At 64.0% G+C, this 16,726-nt stretch carries 23 protein-coding genes; 12 read left to right on the plus strand and 11 right to left on the minus strand.

Annotated elements, in window-relative coordinates:
• Positions 1-110: 110 nt before the first annotated feature.
• Entirely contained in the window at positions 111-374 is a 264-nt protein-coding gene (locus CI41S_RS39580) for a helix-turn-helix domain-containing protein (protein WP_139864404.1), read from the plus strand.
• An 18-nt stretch (positions 375-392) separates the two neighbouring features.
• Here CI41S_RS39580 and CI41S_RS39585 read toward each other — a convergent pair whose 3' ends face one another.
• Positions 393-1,379, minus strand: coding sequence for a GNAT family N-acetyltransferase (locus CI41S_RS39585; protein WP_139864405.1), 987 nt, complete (start codon positions 1,377-1,379; stop codon positions 393-395).
• A 129-nt stretch (positions 1,380-1,508) separates the two neighbouring features.
• Between CI41S_RS39585 and CI41S_RS39590 the strand changes: the two genes are divergently transcribed.
• Positions 1,509-2,036: a collagen-like domain-containing protein gene (locus CI41S_RS39590; protein ID WP_139864406.1), complete on the plus strand. Its 528-nt coding sequence runs from the start codon at positions 1,509-1,511 to the stop codon at positions 2,034-2,036.
• A gap of 284 nt (positions 2,037-2,320) precedes the next feature.
• Here the strand turns inward: CI41S_RS39590 and CI41S_RS39595 are convergent, their stop codons facing one another.
• Together CI41S_RS39595 and CI41S_RS39600 are read right to left on the minus strand one after the other, a co-directional pair.
• The gene (locus CI41S_RS39595) at positions 2,321-2,548 is read right to left on the minus strand and encodes a hypothetical protein (RefSeq protein ID WP_139864407.1); all 228 of its coding nucleotides are present in this window, start codon (positions 2,546-2,548) and stop codon (positions 2,321-2,323) included.
• 87 nt (positions 2,549-2,635) lie between these two features.
• A complete protein-coding gene (locus CI41S_RS39600) occupies positions 2,636-2,902 on the minus strand; it encodes a DUF2277 domain-containing protein (protein ID WP_139484795.1) in 267 nt (88 codons plus the stop codon).
• A 233-nt stretch (positions 2,903-3,135) separates the two neighbouring features.
• On the opposite strand from CI41S_RS39600, the gene CI41S_RS39605 reads away from it, so the two are divergent.
• Entirely contained in the window at positions 3,136-3,381 is a 246-nt protein-coding gene (locus tag CI41S_RS39605; RefSeq protein ID WP_139864408.1) for a DUF2188 domain-containing protein, read from the plus strand.
• On the opposite strand, the gene CI41S_RS39610 is transcribed toward CI41S_RS39605, so the two are convergent.
• Positions 3,378-4,067, minus strand: a complete 690-nt coding sequence (locus CI41S_RS39610; protein WP_139864409.1) for an ArsR/SmtB family transcription factor — start codon at positions 4,065-4,067, stop codon at positions 3,378-3,380. The two genes, CI41S_RS39605 and CI41S_RS39610, sit on opposite strands and share 4 nt — an antisense overlap.
• A 135-nt stretch (positions 4,068-4,202) precedes the next feature.
• Between CI41S_RS39610 and CI41S_RS39615 the strand changes: the two genes are divergently transcribed.
• The 5 genes from CI41S_RS39615 (at position 4,203) to CI41S_RS39635 (ending at position 7,912) form a co-directional block, all read left to right on the plus strand.
• Positions 4,203-4,604, plus strand: coding sequence for a nuclear transport factor 2 family protein (locus tag CI41S_RS39615; protein WP_172628377.1), 402 nt, complete (start codon positions 4,203-4,205; stop codon positions 4,602-4,604).
• A gap of 99 nt (positions 4,605-4,703) precedes the next feature.
• Positions 4,704-5,765 carry an alpha/beta fold hydrolase gene (locus tag CI41S_RS39620; RefSeq protein WP_139864410.1) on the plus strand — a complete coding sequence of 354 codons (1,062 nt, stop codon included), beginning with the start codon at positions 4,704-4,706 and terminating at the stop codon, positions 5,763-5,765.
• 228 nt (positions 5,766-5,993) lie between these two features.
• Positions 5,994-6,344 carry a hypothetical protein gene (locus CI41S_RS39625; protein WP_139864411.1) on the plus strand — a complete coding sequence of 117 codons (351 nt, stop codon included), beginning with the start codon at positions 5,994-5,996 and terminating at the stop codon, positions 6,342-6,344.
• Positions 6,345-6,528: 184 nt separating this feature from the next.
• Complete coding sequence (locus CI41S_RS39630; protein WP_139864412.1) at positions 6,529-6,945, plus strand: hypothetical protein; 417 nt, start codon at positions 6,529-6,531, stop codon at positions 6,943-6,945.
• A gap of 229 nt (positions 6,946-7,174) precedes the next feature.
• Positions 7,175-7,912, plus strand: a complete 738-nt coding sequence (locus CI41S_RS39635; protein WP_139864413.1) for an HpcH/HpaI aldolase family protein — start codon at positions 7,175-7,177, stop codon at positions 7,910-7,912.
• Positions 7,913-8,077: 165 nt separating this feature from the next.
• Here the strand turns inward: CI41S_RS39635 and bfr are convergent, their stop codons facing one another.
• A complete protein-coding gene (bfr, locus tag CI41S_RS39640) occupies positions 8,078-8,566 on the minus strand; it encodes a bacterioferritin (RefSeq protein ID WP_139486041.1) in 489 nt (162 codons plus the stop codon).
• A gap of 129 nt (positions 8,567-8,695) precedes the next feature.
• Positions 8,696-8,968 (minus strand): (2Fe-2S)-binding protein, encoded by a 273-nt coding sequence (locus tag CI41S_RS39645; RefSeq protein WP_139864732.1) that lies wholly within the window; start codon positions 8,966-8,968, stop codon positions 8,696-8,698.
• 298 nt (positions 8,969-9,266) lie between these two features.
• Between CI41S_RS39645 and CI41S_RS39650 the strand changes: the two genes are divergently transcribed.
• Positions 9,267-9,572: a hypothetical protein gene (locus CI41S_RS39650; RefSeq protein ID WP_139864414.1), complete on the plus strand. Its 306-nt coding sequence runs from the start codon at positions 9,267-9,269 to the stop codon at positions 9,570-9,572.
• Positions 9,573-9,799: 227 nt separating this feature from the next.
• Complete coding sequence (locus CI41S_RS39655; RefSeq protein WP_139486039.1) at positions 9,800-10,072, plus strand: hypothetical protein; 273 nt, start codon at positions 9,800-9,802, stop codon at positions 10,070-10,072.
• Positions 10,073-10,143: 71 nt separating this feature from the next.
• On the opposite strand, the gene CI41S_RS39660 is transcribed toward CI41S_RS39655, so the two are convergent.
• From CI41S_RS39660 to ettA, 4 genes are all read right to left on the minus strand, one after another.
• Positions 10,144-10,488 (minus strand): DUF3088 domain-containing protein, encoded by a 345-nt coding sequence (locus tag CI41S_RS39660; protein ID WP_139864415.1) that lies wholly within the window; start codon positions 10,486-10,488, stop codon positions 10,144-10,146.
• A 13-nt stretch (positions 10,489-10,501) separates the two neighbouring features.
• Positions 10,502-11,704 (minus strand): lytic murein transglycosylase, encoded by a 1,203-nt coding sequence (locus CI41S_RS39665; protein ID WP_139864733.1) that lies wholly within the window; start codon positions 11,702-11,704, stop codon positions 10,502-10,504.
• Between the two features lie 156 nt (positions 11,705-11,860).
• Complete coding sequence (locus CI41S_RS39670) at positions 11,861-12,445, minus strand: TIGR00645 family protein (protein WP_139864416.1); 585 nt, start codon at positions 12,443-12,445, stop codon at positions 11,861-11,863.
• 242 nt (positions 12,446-12,687) lie between these two features.
• A complete protein-coding gene (gene ettA / locus CI41S_RS39675; RefSeq protein ID WP_139486036.1) occupies positions 12,688-14,337 on the minus strand; it encodes an energy-dependent translational throttle protein EttA in 1,650 nt (549 codons plus the stop codon).
• A 275-nt stretch (positions 14,338-14,612) separates the two neighbouring features.
• Here ettA and CI41S_RS39680 point away from each other — a divergent pair, with 275 nt between their 5' ends.
• Positions 14,613-14,861, plus strand: coding sequence for a hypothetical protein (locus CI41S_RS39680; protein ID WP_139864417.1), 249 nt, complete (start codon positions 14,613-14,615; stop codon positions 14,859-14,861).
• Positions 14,862-14,967: 106 nt separating this feature from the next.
• Entirely contained in the window at positions 14,968-15,930 is a 963-nt protein-coding gene (locus tag CI41S_RS39685; protein WP_139864418.1) for a D-2-hydroxyacid dehydrogenase family protein, read from the plus strand.
• Between the two features lie 42 nt (positions 15,931-15,972).
• On the opposite strand, the gene CI41S_RS39690 is transcribed toward CI41S_RS39685, so the two are convergent.
• A complete protein-coding gene (locus CI41S_RS39690) occupies positions 15,973-16,722 on the minus strand; it encodes a DUF4336 domain-containing protein (RefSeq protein WP_139864419.1) in 750 nt (249 codons plus the stop codon).
• Positions 16,723-16,726: the final 4 nt, after the last annotated feature.

Below are 16,726 nucleotides of genomic sequence, written 5' to 3' on the forward strand. Positions count from 1 at the left end.
TAAGGACCTGTTAACCAAACTGGCACACCGTGAAACCACGGGTCTTGGGGTAGTTGGGTACTCGATGTTTCCGCTTCATCGACGAGGCGGGCGTTGATCGGGAGATGTTCATGTCCTACGCGTCCACCCTGCCTGCGCCGGAAGCTGCGCTGCCGTCGCTCGCACCAAATGAAATCGTTCCCTTGCTCATCGGCGCGACCGTCGACGAAGTCGAGCGCGAGCTTGTGCTGCAGACGCTGGCGCGATGCGACGGCAACCGCACCCGCGCCGCGCGCGTGCTCGGGCTGTCGGTGCGCACGTTGCGCAACAAGATCCGCGAATATTCCGCCGAGGGCATCGACGTGCCCGCGCATGGCGACAACGCGGTGGGATAACAACCCGCGTCGGCAACGTCAGATCGGCAAATCGATCGCCAGACGCCGCCAGCGCGACAGCAGCGGGCTGTCGTCGGGGCCGAGATAGCGCGCAAGCGTTACCTCGGCCACCGCGGTGCGCTGCAGCGTCTCGGCGACCAGCGCCGTCGCGTAGTCCCAATAGCCGCGCCGGCGGTGCGGGTCCTCGTCGACCAGCGACTTTGCCAGGATCTCGACATAGATCGCCTCGACCGCTTGCCGCCAAAGCTCGCCTGCGCTTGACGGCGCGGGCGCTGCGCTCTCTCGCGCGTGCCACATCAGCCAGTAGTCCTCCTCGGCGCCGACCCATTCCGTTGGCGGCAACGCCGGATCGAGACAGGGCGAGCGGCATTGCAGCGGCCGCGCGGTAGCTGCGTCGCAGAAGAAGCGATAGCCGAGCTTGTGATACCAGCAGACGCGAAGGAATTTGCGGATGGTGGCCGCTTCATGGGCTTCGAGCTGCCGCCGTCCTATTTGTTCGAGATCGGCGATGACCGTCTCGAGGTGGTCGCGATCGAACGGCTCGACTTCGAGCACCACGCCGATGTTGCGCGGACACAGCTCGTCGAGCATGTCGACCATCTCGCGATAGAACGCGCGCGCCAGGCCGCCGCCCCGCCACGCCGGCGCGACACCGACATAGTTGCAGAAGATCAGATGACTTGTGTGATCGCAGGTGAAGAAGCCGAGCCCGATTGCGCGCTCCGCCGCGCGCAGGATGAAGCAGCGCGAGTCGAGGCAATACGACAGCAGCCGATCGCCGAGCGCGAACTGCCTGCGCTCGCCGAGATCTTCCGACAATACCCAGCGCACGATGTCGTCGGAGCTGTCGCGCTCGCTCAAAGGAAACAGCGCCTCGTAGAGCTCGAGGACGCCGCTGCCGCGAAAGCTCGCTTCGTCCGTCACATCCTGCCGTGTCACGACGATGTCGAGCGGCGGCGTCGCCTCGCCTGCGGCTTCGCCGCCCACGTTCTTCAGAAACCGCAACGCGCTCTCCCTCGTCGCCGGCGCATCGAATTATGACTGTTGATCGCTCGGATCAGTGCGGGCCGGCAGAATTGAAGCCGTCCGCAAACCTCTGTTACAAGCGGCTTCACATCGCGACGGAGCATAGCAGTGGCTGACGACACGACTTCCCGCCAGGGGCTACGGGGACCGCAAGGGCCGCAGGGCCGTCAGGGCGAGCCGGGACGGCCCGGTCCGCAGGGTCATCCGGGCCGGCCGGGGGCGGAAGGTGTGCGCGGCAAGCCGGGCCCGGTGGGCAAGCCCGGTCCGGTCGGCAAGCCAGGTCCTCAGGGCAAGCCGGGCGCGGCAGGAAAGGCCGGACCGCAGGGTCCGCGCGGCGAGGCCGGTCCGCAGGGTCCCCAGGGACCGGCAGGCCCGCGCGGCGAAGCCGGACCGCCCGGCCAGTTGCCGTCGATCGACCAAGTGATGCCGTGGCTGCACATGATCTTCGACGCTTATGAAGACTACAAGCGCACCAGGGAGCGCGAAGCCGCCGAGCAGGCCGAGCGCGACGCCATCGAACGCGCCGCGGCTGAGGCGATCGCCCTCGATGTCGACGCCGTCGACTTCGAGGACGATGAAGATGACGACGACGATCGCAAGAAAAAGAAGAAGCACCGCAAGAAGGACAAGAAGTAGAATCTTCTCGTTCTCAGGGGTGATGGGATGATTTGCTCAACTTACTCGATGTCATCGCCCGGCCTGTGCGCAATTGCGCACATGGACCGGGCGATCCAGTATTCCAGAGACAGGCGTGCTTGAGCCGATAGGCCGCGGCGTACTGGATCGCCCGGTCCATGTGCGCAATTGCGCACAGGCCGGGCGATGACAGCGGTGGATGAGGACAAAGCTTCACACCTCTCAGTTCGGCAGGCTTGCCCTGTAGCCGAACCGCTTGATCAACATCGCGCCCGAACTCGCGTTCACCGGTCCGCACCGGGATTGGCCGGAGGGGCGCATGGCGGCGCGAGGCGAATGTGCTGGAAGACCCAGCGCATCGCGTAGTACCAGGCAATGCCGGCGAACGCCCCGCAGACCGACAGGATGATCACGTCGGTACTGTCGACTGCGCCGCTCGACAACAGCATGCCGCCGGTCCAGAGAACGGCGAACGCGATCGAACCGAGGGTGAGCAGGACGGCAGACTTCATGGCAGCGCTCCGGTGCCGGGGTGAAGGACAACCATGCCTGCCCCGGCGCCGCGATACCGTGAGCTACGTCACGGACGCCGCCGCGCCTCAGCCAAATCGCAGGCGCGAGCGTTCCTTGGCCTTTTCCGCCTCGATCTCGCGATCGCGCGCCGGCGCCGTGGTCTGCAACGAGGTCAGAAGCCGTCGCGCCGCGTCGGAGACCTCGGCCACCGCAAGGTTGAACGCAGCCTCATTGGCCTGCGACGGCTTGTTGAAGCCGGACAGCTTGCGCACGAATTGCAGCGCCGAGGCGTGGATCTCGTCCTCGGTGGCGGGCGGCTCGAAGTTGAACAGCGTCTTGATGTTGCGGCACATGATGAACTCCCTCGCGCCCGCCTGACCGGGGCGACTCTTTTAAGCGTGAGCATGATCTTTCCGGAAAACCGGCACCCACTTTTCCGGATCATACTCTAAGCGTGAGCATGATCTTTCCGGAAAACCGGTACCCACTTTTCCGGATCATGATCTAGGACGATCGGCTGCTGCAAAATACGACATCGTGGACTATTCTGGCAGCCTCATCGTCCAACGGCGGAGCGAGGTTCCCGATGAGCCACGTGGTCTACAAGGTCGTCCAGCACGACGGCGGCTGGGCCTATACCGTCAACGGGGTGTTTTCGGAACCATTTCCAACCCACGCTGCGGCGCTTGCCGCGGCGCGGCGCGCCGCCAACGAGCAACGGGTCCCCGGCCGCACCGAGGCGATCCAGTACGAGACCTCCGACGGCAAGTGGTTGACCGAAACCGCCGCCGGCAATGATCGCCCGGAGACCGAGGTCGAGGACGGGCGCTAAAACGGAACCTGCACTCCGAGCCGATCGAAGAAGGCGCGGCCTCGGTCCGTGATCCGCAACGCGCGAGGAATGCGGTGCGGCGCAACGCAGCGCGTATCGAGCAGTCGCGCCAGCACCGCGTTGGCGAACGGACCGGCGAGATGCGGCACGCGCTCGGTCCAGTCGTTGCAGAGCCGAAGTTGTGGCTGCTGCGCGGGATCGAACTCGATCGCTTCGGCGCGGCACCAGGCCAGCCCCTGTTCGGTGACATGACCGCCGCGGCCGTCGATCGCGACCAGCCGGCGGCGGATCAGTGCGTTGGACAACAGCACGCCGAGCTGGCCCGCCAGGTGATGATAGCAGGTCCGCGATTTCCTGAGCTGCTCGGCCGGCAGCGCCCGCTTGCGCGCGCCGTGGCTCTTCGCCGCAAGGTCGACCAGGTTCTCGATCAGCGCCGCGACGTCGTCGTCCCTGATCCGGTAGTAGCGGAACCTGCCCTGCGCCCAGACCGAGAGCACGCGCGCATCGACCAGCTTCTGCAGATGTGCGCTCGCGCTCTGCGGCGAGATGCCGGCGACCGCGGCAAGCTCGCCCGCCGGCAACGCCTTGCCGTCGGCCAGCGCGCTGACCATCGCTTCCCGGATCGGGTCGCCCAAGGCTTCGGCGATCCGCGAAAATCCGGTCTGCACGGATTGGTGCGTTTCCATCGCATCGGCCTCCACCGCAAACGGCACTCAACGTATATGGGATGCCGCGAAACTCATTTCAGATTTTCCTGAAACATCGGCGCCGCGCCATCGGCTGAGATCGCCCCAGGTCCAACACAAGGATAGGGAACAAGCATGACGGCAAACCACCACGACTCAGAACGTATCTACAGGCTCTGGGACGAAGCCCTCGGCAACAAGGATCTCGAAGCGGCGCTCGCACTCTATGCGCCGGACGCCTCGATCGAGAGCCCGCTGGTTCAGCACCTGATGCAGACCAATGAAGGCATCGTCCGCGGCACGGAGGCGCTGCGCGTCTTCATCACGCGCGTGTTCCAGACCAATCCGCCGCAGCGCAGGCGCTTCAAGCAGGGTTTTTTCAGCGACGGCCGGATCCTCACCTGGGAATATCCGCGCCAGTCGCCGGATGGCGATCAGATGGACCTCGTCGAGGTCATGGAGATCGCGGATGGCCTGATCCAGCGCCACCGCGTCTATTGGGGGTGGTACGCGCTCAACATATTGAGGCAGAGCTAGACAATTCTCCACGGCGTCCCTCTCGGACGGTTTGTCCTGTCATGCTAGGCTTGCGCCCAAGCGGCTGGACAAACGTGCCGCGCCCAGGGAGAACGCACCATGATCCGTTTGTGCGCGGCGCTGTTGGCCGCCCTCATCTCGATTTCGGTACCGGCCATGGCTGCAGACTATCCCGCGCCGCAAGACGGCGAGTGGATCGCGAAGGATTTCAAGTTCCACTCGGGCGAGGTGATGCCGGAACTGCGGCTGCACTACACCACGGTGGGCGCGCCGACCGGACAGCCGGTGCTGGTGCTGCATGGCTCCGGCGGCTCGGCCGCGAGCATGCTGACGCCGACCTTCGCCGGCGAACTGTTCGGGCCCGGCCAGCCGCTCGACGCCACGAAATATTTCATCATCATCCCCGACGGCATCGGGCACGGCAAATCGTCGAAGCCGTCGGACGCGATGCGAACCAGCTTTCCGAAATACGACTACAACGACATGGTCGACGCGCAGTACCGGCTCGTCACCGAAGGCCTCAACATCAAGCACCTGCGCCTGGTGATCGGCAACTCGATGGGCGGCATGCACACCTGGATCTGGGGCGTGCGCTATCCGCAGACGATGGACGTGCTGGTGCCGATGGCCTCGCAGCCGACCGCGATGGCGGCGCGCAACTGGATGCTGCGGCGGATGATGCTGGAGACGATCCGCAACGATCCCGACTACAAGGGCGGCAACTACACGAGCCAGCCGCGGATGATGAAATACGCCATCTCCGCCTACCGTTTTGCCAGCGCCGGCGGCACGCTTGGCTATCAGACGCTGGCGCCATCAGCGCCGCAGGCCGACAAGATGGTGGACGAGCAACTGGCGCTGCCGGTTACCGCCGATGCCAACGACTATGTCTATCAATGGGAGGCCTCGCACGATTACGACCCATCCGCCGGCATGGAGAAGATCGAGGCCACCTTGCTTGCGATCAACGCCGCCGACGATGAGCGCAATCCGCCGGAAACCGGCGTCACCGAGGCTGCGGTGAAGCGGATCAAGCACGGCAATATCTACCTGATCCCGGCGAGCACCGAGACGCGCGGCCACCTCACCACCGGCAATGCCAAGTTCTACGTCAGGCAATTGCAGGAATTGCTGCAGACGGCACCGCAACGCACGATGTAGCGGCAAGCGGAAGCGTGCGATGTCGCAAGCTTGGAGAGAATGACGCTGCCATCTCCGTCATCCTGACTGGAGGACGACATCTTGCACCGCATCAAACCGCGCTGCGCGGCGCCGCTGATTCTTTGAGCATGCATCCGTTGCGCGGTTCGTGTCCAATCACGCCAACAACGGGATTCGCGCGCACCACACACCGCGCGAATGATCCGATACGTCACGTGGAGGAACGGAATGCGAAGGCTGACGCATGTCGCGCTGCTCGCGTGGCTCTCCATGGCAGGCGCCGCGCTCGGTTTCGACAACGGGCAATACGAGAACGTGCCGCCCGAGATTCGCGCCTGGTTCAAGAGCGTGATGGCACCGAACGGCGTGCCCTGCTGCGACATCTCCGACGGCCATCGCACCAGCTACGATGTTCGGAACGGCGCCTATTGGGTGCCGATCGAGGGGGAATGGATGATGGTGCCGGAGCGCGCCATCATCCGCGACCGCGGCAATCCCGTCGGCGAGGCCGTGGTGTGGTACGTGCATCACGGTGGCGGCATCATCATCAGCTGCTTCGTTCCCGCCGATGCAGTGTAGCCGGCATGAAATCGATCGCGGCAGACGCCCGGCTTCGACGCGACACGACGTCGCCTCCCGCGGTTTTGAAGCGATACGGTCTGTTAACCTTACTTCTTAACCAATAATTAAGGATGGGTTTGCGGGCGTTACGGAGCACGGCTTAGCGTCGCACAATGCTCCGTTAACCGAGTTGGTGCGTGCTATGGCGTATCGAACCTTGCTGGCTGCGTCGCTCGGCGTTGCAGCGCTGCTGCTTGCTCCCTCGACCGAAAGCTTCGCCAGATCGGGATCGGCAGCGCCGCGCGGCGCCTCCGCACCATCGGCGCGTCCGGTTCATCCGGCCTTCCGCCATCACGGCCGCGGCGTCAGCACGTTCTGGCCGGGCTATGTTTATGACTACGCGCCATATAGCAGCGAGCCGCTGGCCCAGGCCGCGCCGGCAATCCCGAACGACGTCCGCTACACCTACACCTATGACGTCCCCTGGGACTGGGCCCATCGCTATCCGCCGGCCGTGGTGCCGTCGGATCGCCCGTATGTGTCGAGCTGCCCGACCGAGAGCGTCACCGTCCCCGGACGCGGCGGCGACCGCACCGTCAACATCACCCGCTGCTACTAAAGCGCGACGAAATTAGGTTGAGCTTGAGCGCCATGGGAGGGTTCACTTCTCCCTTGGTAGAGGTCGGGGCGCACCGCCGAGACTGTCGGAACTGACCCGTAGCTGAATAGGGCTTTGGCCATCCGCACTGAAATTTTCATTGACCGAACGGTTCGGTCAATGGCAAACTTCCGCCGGAACTGAAGAGGCGTGCCTTAACCCAACGTGGAAACACAGAAGGGGACTTCAGATGTCGGAACCAGCGCGCAATGTGCGAACTACGTTCATCTGCACAATCCCTTCAGCAATCGTCACGCAAGCCTTGGCGCAGGCAGGTGCAGACGTCGTCGTAATCGATCAGGAGCACGGAGCAATTGGCCCCGAACACCTCCACGCAATGATTGCGTCTACAGCTGGTACGAAATGCCGTCCCATCGTGAGGGTCGGCAAGGCCGATGAGGCCATGGTGAAGCTGGCTCTCGACATGGGGGCCGCAGGGATCGCGTTTCCGCTGGTGAACACCGCGCAAGAGGCGGCAGAATGCGTAGCGATGACACGCTATCCACCCCGGGGCAGGCGTGGCTTCGGCCCTTTTATCGGCCATTCCAGATGGGGAGTATCGTTCGAAGATTATTTGGCCAAAGTTGGGGGCACAATTATTTGCAACATAATCGTCGAAACCAAGTCAGCCATCGACAACATCGAGGAAATTTGCGCGGTTGAGGGCATCAACGCCTTGATCCTCGCGCCGCATGATCTTTCCGTTGATCTCGGATGCCCCGGCCAGTTCGACACCCCGGAATTCTTGAAGGCCGTTGAACGGTTCGAACGAGCTACGACGGCAGCCAAAGTGGCGAAGAGCGCCGTCGCCACGACGGAAGAGCAAGTCCAGTCCGCCATTGCACGCGGCTATGCGAATGTGATGATGGGTTGGGACGTTTTGATGCTCAAGAATGCCGCTGCAAATGCAATCAGCTGGATAAAATAATCTCCGTTCTAGGAGGCAGTCACACGGCGCCGCTAGGTTTACGGCCAAAATTCATCACGCGTTGAAGCGCCGGAAACGCGTTCGATCGCGGAAAGAAAAGAGGCCGCCCACAATGGACGGCCTCTCTCCATTTTAAGGGATAATCTCCGATAGCCCTGCCGCCGCTCAGGACTCCTCGCCCTTGAGATGGCCGACGTGCTTCTGGGTGTAGAGCTCGAGCCCGATGCGCTTGATCAAATCAAGCTGGGTCTCGAGGAAGTCGATGTGGTCTTCCTCGTCCTTCATCAGCTGCTCGAACAGGTCGCGGCTGACATAGTCCTTGACGCCGTGGCAGTAGGTCGCCGCCTCCTGGTACAGCGTGCGCGCGCCGATCTCGGAGGCGAGGTCGCAATCGATGATCTCCTTGACGTCCTGGCCGATCTTGAGCGGGTCCAGCACCTGCAGGTTCGGAAAACCGTCGAGGAACAGGATGCGGTCGACGAACTTGTCGGCGTGCTCCATCTCCTCGATGGATTCCTTGCGCCAAACCTTGGCCATCTCGAGCAGGCCCCAGTTGTTCAGCATCCGGTAGTGCAGCCAGTACTGATTGATGGCGGTCAGTTCGCTGCGCAGCCCCTTGTTCAAATAGTCGATGACCTTCGGGTCGCCTTGCATGATCCACTCCACCTGTCGCCGGCCAAAATCAGCCGAGATCTCAATTTAGAATGCTTCTAAATCAGATTGCGGGCAAGGGCAACCCTTCGCAAAAGCGCACGCGGACCGGATTTTGTGGATTTCAGGGGATCAGCAGGCGGCGAGCGCGAATTCGGCCGGCTCGGCGTCTTCGTTGGCGGCCTTCGGATGGGCGGCGTGCGGACAACCGGCACAGCAGGCCTTGGCGCAAGGTCCCAGCGCCTCGTCGATGATGGCCTTGATCGTGCGCGCGCAGCGGCCGCATTCGGCGCTGCAGCCGAGGCAACCGTAGACTTGCTTGGCGTTGCGGGTCACGGGACCGCCGGCACTTACGGCATTGCGGACATCGTGGTCGCTGAGGACGTTGCAGGAACAGACAATCATCAGAATTCGGCTGGTCGGTCGGTGATGCTGACCATTATCGATATTGTCCGCCCCGCCCGGACGCAAAGGGAAAAAGCGCTTTTTGAAGCAATTCCAAACTGATGCAGGATTCATTTTGGAACGAGTCTAAATCGAAAGCCACCGGGCCGACCGCGGCTTAACCGACATCCACCGAAAGCATTTTTGATTTGTGCACCGCCGAATGAGGCGGCCGCGTTCATTGATCATTCAAGCGAAGTATGGAACCCTTGCTTGGACAAACCGCTTTGCAAGCTCAGCTTTCGGGAAAGGTGAGGTCATGAAGAAAACAGTGCTCGCGCTTTGCGCCGTCGCCACCCTCGCAGTTTCGGCTGTGGCGGTGCCCGCCCCTGCCCATGCTCAACGCGGTGTCGGCGCCGGCGTCGCCGCGGGATTGATCGGAGGCGCCATCATCGGCGGCGCGATCGCCTCGCAGAACGGCTATTACGGCCCCGGCTACTACGGCCCCGGCCCGGCCTATGTGGTCGATCCCGGTTACGGCCCTCCGCCCGGCTGCTTCTGGCAGCGCCAGCGCTTCTGGGACGGCTACGCCTGGCGCGTGCGCAGCGTCAGGGTCTGCGATTAATCGCCGTTCATCTCGATTAAATCGAACCAGATGCCCCGGAAAAACGACTGTACTCCGGGACATCTGTGCTTGATGGCCCGAAAAAACCGCTTTTTAAGTGATCATCGGTTGGACGTTTACTTTCAATTGACTGTTATGCGCTGTTTAGCGAGACAGCAGTTCGAAACCAGCGTGAGTCACCTCAAACCGGCGCCGGCCGATGGCGCCACCTCAGGAGTGCCCTAGACATGAAGAAGACCCTGGCTGCCTTCGTCGCTGTCGCTGCGATCGCTGCTACGTCGTTTGCCCCGACCCCGGCCAGCGCCCAGCGCGGCGTCGGCGCGGGCATCGCCGCCGGCCTGATCGGCGGCGCCATCGTCGGCGGCGCGATCGCTGCCAGCCGTCCCGCCTACGGCGGACCGGTGTATGTGGAAGAGGCGCCCCCGCCCTGCCGCATGGTCCGTGAGCGCTTCTGGGATGGCTACGCCTGGCGCTTCCGCCGCGTCGAGGTCTGCGACTAAGGCTCGCGTCTCGCGCCTATCAAGCTTCGAACCCGGCCCTTGCGGCCGGGTTTTCGTTTTGGGCGATCCGCCTACGGATGCGCTTCAGGAATGCCGTGCCTGAGGCTCAGCACGCGCAGGATGGCGTCCTTGCCTTCGACGAAGCGGCGGCCGTGGGCGGTTCCCGTTTCAAGCCCGGCCTCGGCATCGTCGCCCAGCACGAGCACCGGAAGCGACTGGTTCCCGGCGCCGATCAGTTCGACGACCTCGCGCCGTGGCCGCGGCCAGGCGATCCGCTCAACGTCGATCATTTCAGTGAGTTGCGGAAACGATGCCAGCACGCCTTCCAGGAGCGCGCAGTGCCAGCAGTAGAAGTGCTTGCCGGGAAAGGCCGGATCCTCGAAGCCGGGCGTCAGCAGAAACAGCCTGTCGCGCATCCGTGCCCCCGCTCTAGCGCGCCGAACTCATCGCGCGCAGCACCGTCTCGCTCGGCCAGCAATCGACCTTCAGCCCGGCTTGCTTCTGATAGGCGCCGAGCGCGGCGCGGGTCAGCATCCCGGCCTTGCCGTCGAGCTTGTCCTTGTAGAGGCCGATCTTGGTCAAATGCCGCTGCATCGCCTCGACGTCGGTGGAGCGCAACTGCTTCGATGCCGACCAGGGCGTTGCGAACGGCAGAGCAACGGTCATGCGATCGGCGAGATGGCCGACGAACAGCACGTAGAGATCGGAGAAATTGTACTCCTTGATCACGAAGTAATTCTGCGTGGTCAGGAAGGCGGGGCCGTAGATGCCCTCCGGCTGCAGCAGCGAGGCCGGCCGCGCCTGCTCGGCAGCGCTGAGCTTCTGCCCGCGCACCGGCACGAAGCCGGCGCGCAGCCATTCGCCGATCGGTTTTGTCACTTCGGGCACGCCCATCGTGCAATCGACATTGCCGGGCGCCGTCACCTCATAGGCCCAACGCACGCCGGGCTGCCAGCCCTTGTTGACGAGCTGCTGCGCGGCGGAGGCCAGCGCGTCAGGCACCGAGTGCCAGATGTCGACCTTGCCGTCGCCGTCGAGGTCGACGCCGTGCTTGTAATATTCCGACGGCAGGAACTGGGTGTAGCCGGTGGCACCGGCCCAGGACGACGTCATCGCCTTGCGCGTCACCACGCCCTCGCCGAGGATTTTCAGCGCGAGGATGAATTCGGTGCGATACTGGTCCTTGCGGCGGCCGACGTAGGCCTGCGTCGCCACCACGCGCAGCGTGTCGTAGGGCAGCGCATAGCGGCCGTAATCGGTCTCGCGGCCCCAGATCGCCAGCACGATGGTGGCGGGCACACCGAAGCGCTTTTCGATCGCATCGAGCGAAGCGCGATATTTCTGCAGCAGCCGCTGCCCCTCGCCCGCCAGCCGCGCGATCGAGGCTTCCCTGACGTAATCGGCCGGCACCTGCACGAACTCGGCCTGCGCCGGCGCGCCGGTCTTGGGACGCCCAGGCAAGATCAGGTCGGGCAGCTTGTAGTCGGGCTCGAGCCCGCGCGTCTCGCGATCGAAGGTCTCGCGCGACACGCCGGCGGCCTGCGCCTCCGGCCACAGCGAGGCGATGAACTGGGTGAAGGCGGCGTCGGCGGCGCGCGCGGGCGAGACGGCGGGCAAGGATGCAAGCAGCAGCCCGAAGGCGAGCGCGCGGAGGAAGGTCAAATCCAACAGCCTGTTCACGCAGCGGTCCAATGGGCGCGCCGTGCGGCGGTCACCCGGCGTAGTCGTGCCGTGAGCCTTATCACGGCACCGGATCGCTGTGAACGGCGAAGCCGCAGGCGGCAGCGCTCAGTGCGCGCCCTGCTGCTTCGCTCCCTCGATCGAATCGTTCGACAGCTTGTCGACGACGGCGATGCCGATGGCCGAGAGGATGAAGACGCAGTGGATGATGGTCTGCCACATCACGCCGGTCTCGGTGTAGCTGCTCTTGCCGGACGCCAGCGCGCCGGCCTCGATGAAGGTACGCAGCAGATGGATCGAGGAGATGCCGATGATCGCCATCGCCAGCTTGATCTTCAGCACGCTGGCATTGACGTGGCTCAGCCATTCCGGCTCGTCCGGGTGGCCCTGCAGATTGAGCCGCGACACGAAGGTCTCGTAACCGCCGACGATCACCATCACCAGCAGGTTCGAGATCATCACGACGTCGATCAGGCCGAGCACCGCCAGCATGATCTGCTGCTCGCTGAAATCGAAGGAATGGGCGAACAGGTGCCAGAGTTCCTTGAGGAACAGCACGACATAGACGCCCTGGGCAATGATCAGGCCGACATAAAGCGGCAATTGAAGCCAGCGCGATCCGAAGATCAGCATGGGAACGGGACGCAGCGACCGACCCTTCGCGTGGGCGGGCGCGTCTGACATGGCGGACATATTGGAGAGCTCGCGGAATTGGATTTGCGGAGCGCTCTATCTACGCAATCCCGCGCGCTTGCCAAGCGACAACTGGCCGCAGAACCTGCCGCGAAGCCGTCATGATCCTGAAGATGAAAAGTGGCGCGAGCTTGCTTTATCCATCCGTCATGGCCGGGCTTTGTTCCGGCCATCCACGTCTTTGTACCGACGAAGCAAAGACGTGGATGCCCGGCACAAGGCCGGGCATGACGATATTCAGCTCACCGCGTCAGCTTCTTGTACTTCACGCGGTGCGGGATGATGCTGTCCTGGCCGAGCCGGCGCATCTTGTCCTTTTCGTAATCCTGGAAATTGCCCTCGAACCATTCGACGTGGCTGTCGCCCTCGAAGGCCAGGATGTGGGTCGCGATGCGGTCGAGGAACCAGCGATCGTGGCTGATGATGACGGCGCAGCCGGCGAAATCCTCCAGCGCCTCCTCCAGCGCGCGCAGCGTGTCGACGTCGAGGTCGTTGGTCGGTTCGTCGAGCAGCAGCACGTTGGCGCCGGACTTCAGCATTTTTGCCAGATGCACGCGGTTGCGTTCGCCGCCGGACAGCGCGCCGACCTTCTTCTGCTGGTCGGCGCCCTTGAAGTTGAACGCCGAGCAGTAGCCGCGCGAGTTGACTTCCTTCTTGCCGAGCAGGATCAGCTCGTTGCCGCCGGAGATCTCCTCCCACACGGTCTTGTTGCCTTCGAGCGCGTCGCGCGACTGGTCGACATAGCCGAGATGCACGGTCTCGCCGACCGTGATGGTGCCCTTGTCCGGCGTGTCCTGCTTGGTGATCATCCTGAACAGCGTGGTCTTGCCGGCGCCGTTGGCGCCGATCACGCCGACGATGCCGCCGGGCGGCAGCTTGAAGGTGAGATCGTCGATCAAGAGGCGATCGCCAAATCCCTTGCTGAGGCCTTCGAAGTCGACGACGTTGGCGCCGAGCCGCTCGGCCACCGGAATGATGATCTGCGCGGCCTGGGTCTGCTTCTCGCTCGCCTTCTTGAGCAGTTCCTCATAGCGCTGGTAGCGCGCCTTCGACTTCGCCTGGCGTGCCTTCGGCGAGGACGCCACCCATTCCTGCTCGCGGGCCAGCGTCTTCTGGTGCGCGACCTCCTCGCGGCCTTCCTGCTCCAGCCGCTTCTGCTTCTGCACCAGCCAGGACGAGTAGTTGCCCTCGTATGGGATGCCGCGGCCGCGGTCGAGCTCGAGGATCCAGCCGGTGACGTTGTCGAGGAAGTAGCGGTCGTGGGTGACGATCAGGATCGCGCCGGGATAGTTGCGCAGATGGCCTTCCAGCCACGACACCGACTCGGCGTCGAGATGGTTGGTCGGTTCGTCCAGCAGCAGCAGTTCCGGCTGGTCGAGCAGCAGGCGGCACAGCGCGACGCGGCGGCGCTCACCACCCGACAGTTTTGTGACATCGGCGTCATCGGGCGGGCAGCGCAGCGCGTCCATCGCCTGGTCGACCTTGCTGTCGAGATCCCACAGGCCCTGGGCCTCGATCTCGTCCTGCAGCTTGGTCATCTCGTCGGCGGTCTCGTCCGAGTAGTTGACCGCAAGCTCATTGTAGCGGTCGAGGATCGCCTTCTGCTTGGCGACGCCGAGCATGACGTTGTCACGGACGTTGAGCGCGGGATCGAGATGCGGTTCCTGCTCGAGATAGCCGACGCGGGCGCCCTCGGCGACCCAGGCCTCGCCGGTATATTCCTTGTCGAGGCCGGCCATGATCTTGAGCAGCGTCGACTTGCCCGAGCCGTTGACGCCGAGCACGCCGATCTTGGCGTCCGGGTAGAAGCTCAAATGGATGTTATCGAGCACCTTGCGGGTCGGATAGCTCTTGGTCAGACCCTGCATGAAATAGATGAACTGGCGCGCCATCCGCTGTCCCTGAATTCGATCCGATTTGTGGAAATTTTGCTGCCGCCGATGTAACGGCCGGCCCCCGAAAGCGCAACCGCGCGGGCTCGGTTTTCCGGTCTTTCGCCGCCGGAGGTAACGGGTCCGATACCATGTGCGCGCCGGCCACCCCCGTGTGTGCCCGGGATCACGACAATTGAAACCATCTTTTAATAAATCAGGCCAAAACTCGTCTCGAACGCCGAAAACGGCGTTTTTCGCGGCAAAACCGCGACCGAAACAGCAGAGGCCGCGTCATGGCTGCCATCACCTCGGCATCTCTCGCGCGCCCGGCCTCTAGAGGCGGGGCAACGCTGTTCGCTGAAATCCGCGCCTTCTGGCGTGCCTTCGCCGCCAAGGCCTTCAACCCGTACCGGCCGGAACTGCACTATATGCGCGGCCCGGGCCCGGCCTGCCGCGCCAAGCAGAGGACGTTGTCGCCGGCGGTGCAGTCGATGCTGTCAGACATCCGCACCGCGAAGGCGCAGAAGGCTCCCTCCGCATAACAGCCGTTCAGCCGCGGCCGCTTGCGCGCCTATCGATTGCGCGCGACCATGACGGGCCTTCGACGGTTGATTTCCGCCGTCCTCCTCGCCAATAACGGACCTGCCAATGACGCGGCTCAGCTGTGCAATCCTCGACGATTATTTCGATCTCGCGCTGTCGGTGGCCGACTGGCCCCGCATCAAGGACCGGGTCGACGTCACCGTGTTCGACGAGCCGTTCGCGAGCGAGGCTGATGCCGCCGCCAAGCTGAAGGATGTCGAGATCATCTGCGCGATGCGCGAGCGCACGCCGTTTCCGCGCACCCTGCTCGTGCAGTTGCCGAAGCTGAAACTCCTGATCACCTCGGGCATGCGCAACGCCTCGATCGACGCCGAGGCAGCCAAGGAACGCAGCATCGTGTTTTGCGGCACCCAGTACAGCCGCGATCCCACCGCCGCGCTGACGATGGGTCTGATCCTGGAACTGACCCGCGGCATCGGCCGCGAGAACGCGCGGATGCACGCCGGCGAGCCCTGGCAGACCTTTGCCGGCACCGAGATCGAGGGCAAGACGCTCGGCATCATCGGCCTCGGCAAGCTCGGCAGCAAGGTCGCCGGCATGGCCAAGCCGTTCGGCATGAACGTGATCGCCTGGAGCCCCAACCTCACGCCCGAGAAGTGCAAGGAGGCCGGCGCCGGCTACGCCAGCAAGGACGAGCTGTTCGCGACATCGGACATCGTCACCATCCATGTCGTGCTGAGCCCGCGCTCGCGCGGCCTGGTCAGCGCCGCCGACATCGCGCGGATGAAGCCGTCGGCCTATCTCGTCAACACCGCGCGCGGGCCGATCGTCGACGAGGATGCGCTGTTCGCGGCGCTTCGCGACAGGAAGATCGCCGGCGCCGGCATCGACGTGTTCGCGGTCGAGCCGCTGCCGACAGACCATCCGCTGCGCAAGCTCAACAACGTCGTGATCACGCCGCATCTCGGCTACGCCACCCGCGAGGGCCTGCAGATGCATTACCAGCAGATGGTCGAGTGCATCGATGCCTTCACCAAGGGCGCCGAGCCGCCGCGGCGGCTGGCCTGACCGTCGCGGGCGCCGGTCGACGCGACCGGGTCCGCGGGATGGTCAGGACTTCGGTATCCAGCGGAACGCGCGCCGCAGCTCGGCGCGGCCGTTCCACTTGTACCAGCGTCCATGCGCCAGGATGATCCGCTCCGGATTCCATGCGATCATGCGCGCGACCGCGTCCCGCAGCGCGGCCTTGTTCCGCGCAAACGTCGATCGAAGGTCGCTCGGCGTGCTGCCATCGGGATCGCGCACGCCGCCGAGCCAGGTCAGGAATCGCATCAGGGGCGAGCCGAGGCGATCGGCTTCGAAGTTCTCGATCAGGTCGGTCAGCACCAGCGTTCGCGATGGACGGTGGAAGAACACGATCTCGGTCATGTAGCTGCCGGCGACCGGAAGCGTCGCGATCCACGCGTCCCAGGGATAGCCTGTTTCGCGCTCCAGCAGTTCGCCGTCGAGCGTGAGCGCATCGCCGGCCTGCTCCCTGATGCGGGGAGCGAGGAAGACGCGCGCATTGGGAAACGCGGCGTGCCACTGCGGTATCCACCAATAGTGCAGACGGTTCGGCCCGATGATCCAGCTCGGCACGCCCAGCGATGCGATCTCGGCTTTCAGCTCATCCACCAATGGCGTTGGCGAGTGAATGAACAGACGCCGATCCGGCAGGCGGATGATGGTGGCGCGGGTCGAAAATGGAATCTTGAACCAGCGCGGGCCGAACCGGATCACCGGGCCGTCGACGATCCAGACATCGTCGGCAACCAGTTTTGGCGTATTCAGCGGCGGATAGATCAGGCGGGAGTCGTGCATCGCG

The organism is Bradyrhizobium ivorense, assembly GCF_900696085.1.
GTDB classification, from domain to species: domain Bacteria; phylum Pseudomonadota; class Alphaproteobacteria; order Rhizobiales; family Xanthobacteraceae; genus Bradyrhizobium; species Bradyrhizobium ivorense.

Excerpts from the sequence above, each read along its gene's own strand:
- ettA (WP_139486036.1), bottom strand. The coding sequence starts at position 14,337 with ATGGCGCGCCAGTTCATCTATTTCATGCAGGGTCTGACCAAGAGCTAT.
- CI41S_RS39615 (WP_172628377.1), top strand. The coding sequence starts at position 4,203 with ATGACGGCAAACCACCACGACTCAGAACGTATCTACAGGCTCTGGGAC.
- CI41S_RS39680 (WP_139864417.1), top strand. The coding sequence starts at position 14,613 with ATGGCTGCCATCACCTCGGCATCTCTCGCGCGCCCGGCCTCTAGAGGC.
- CI41S_RS39625 (WP_139864411.1), top strand. The coding sequence starts at position 5,994 with ATGCGAAGGCTGACGCATGTCGCGCTGCTCGCGTGGCTCTCCATGGCA.
- CI41S_RS39645 (WP_139864732.1), bottom strand. The coding sequence starts at position 8,968 with ATGATTGTCTGTTCCTGCAACGTCCTCAGCGACCACGATGTCCGCAAT.
- CI41S_RS39610 (WP_139864409.1), bottom strand. The coding sequence starts at position 4,067 with ATGGAAACGCACCAATCCGTGCAGACCGGATTTTCGCGGATCGCCGAA.
- CI41S_RS39655 (WP_139486039.1), top strand. The coding sequence starts at position 9,800 with ATGAAGAAGACCCTGGCTGCCTTCGTCGCTGTCGCTGCGATCGCTGCT.
- CI41S_RS39685 (WP_139864418.1), top strand. The coding sequence starts at position 14,968 with ATGACGCGGCTCAGCTGTGCAATCCTCGACGATTATTTCGATCTCGCG.
- bfr (WP_139486041.1), bottom strand. The coding sequence starts at position 8,566 with ATGCAAGGCGACCCGAAGGTCATCGACTATTTGAACAAGGGGCTGCGC.
- CI41S_RS39595 (WP_139864407.1), bottom strand. The coding sequence starts at position 2,548 with ATGAAGTCTGCCGTCCTGCTCACCCTCGGTTCGATCGCGTTCGCCGTT.
- CI41S_RS39605 (WP_139864408.1), top strand. The coding sequence starts at position 3,136 with ATGAGCCACGTGGTCTACAAGGTCGTCCAGCACGACGGCGGCTGGGCC.
- CI41S_RS39670 (WP_139864416.1), bottom strand. The coding sequence starts at position 12,445 with ATGTCCGCCATGTCAGACGCGCCCGCCCACGCGAAGGGTCGGTCGCTG.
- CI41S_RS39635 (WP_139864413.1), top strand. The coding sequence starts at position 7,175 with ATGTCGGAACCAGCGCGCAATGTGCGAACTACGTTCATCTGCACAATC.
- CI41S_RS39690 (WP_139864419.1), bottom strand. The coding sequence starts at position 16,722 with ATGCACGACTCCCGCCTGATCTATCCGCCGCTGAATACGCCAAAACTG.
- CI41S_RS39620 (WP_139864410.1), top strand. The coding sequence starts at position 4,704 with ATGATCCGTTTGTGCGCGGCGCTGTTGGCCGCCCTCATCTCGATTTCG.
- CI41S_RS39600 (WP_139484795.1), bottom strand. The coding sequence starts at position 2,902 with ATGTGCCGCAACATCAAGACGCTGTTCAACTTCGAGCCGCCCGCCACC.
- CI41S_RS39630 (WP_139864412.1), top strand. The coding sequence starts at position 6,529 with ATGGCGTATCGAACCTTGCTGGCTGCGTCGCTCGGCGTTGCAGCGCTG.
- CI41S_RS39580 (WP_139864404.1), top strand. The coding sequence starts at position 111 with ATGTCCTACGCGTCCACCCTGCCTGCGCCGGAAGCTGCGCTGCCGTCG.
- CI41S_RS39660 (WP_139864415.1), bottom strand. The coding sequence starts at position 10,488 with ATGCGCGACAGGCTGTTTCTGCTGACGCCCGGCTTCGAGGATCCGGCC.
- CI41S_RS39650 (WP_139864414.1), top strand. The coding sequence starts at position 9,267 with ATGAAGAAAACAGTGCTCGCGCTTTGCGCCGTCGCCACCCTCGCAGTT.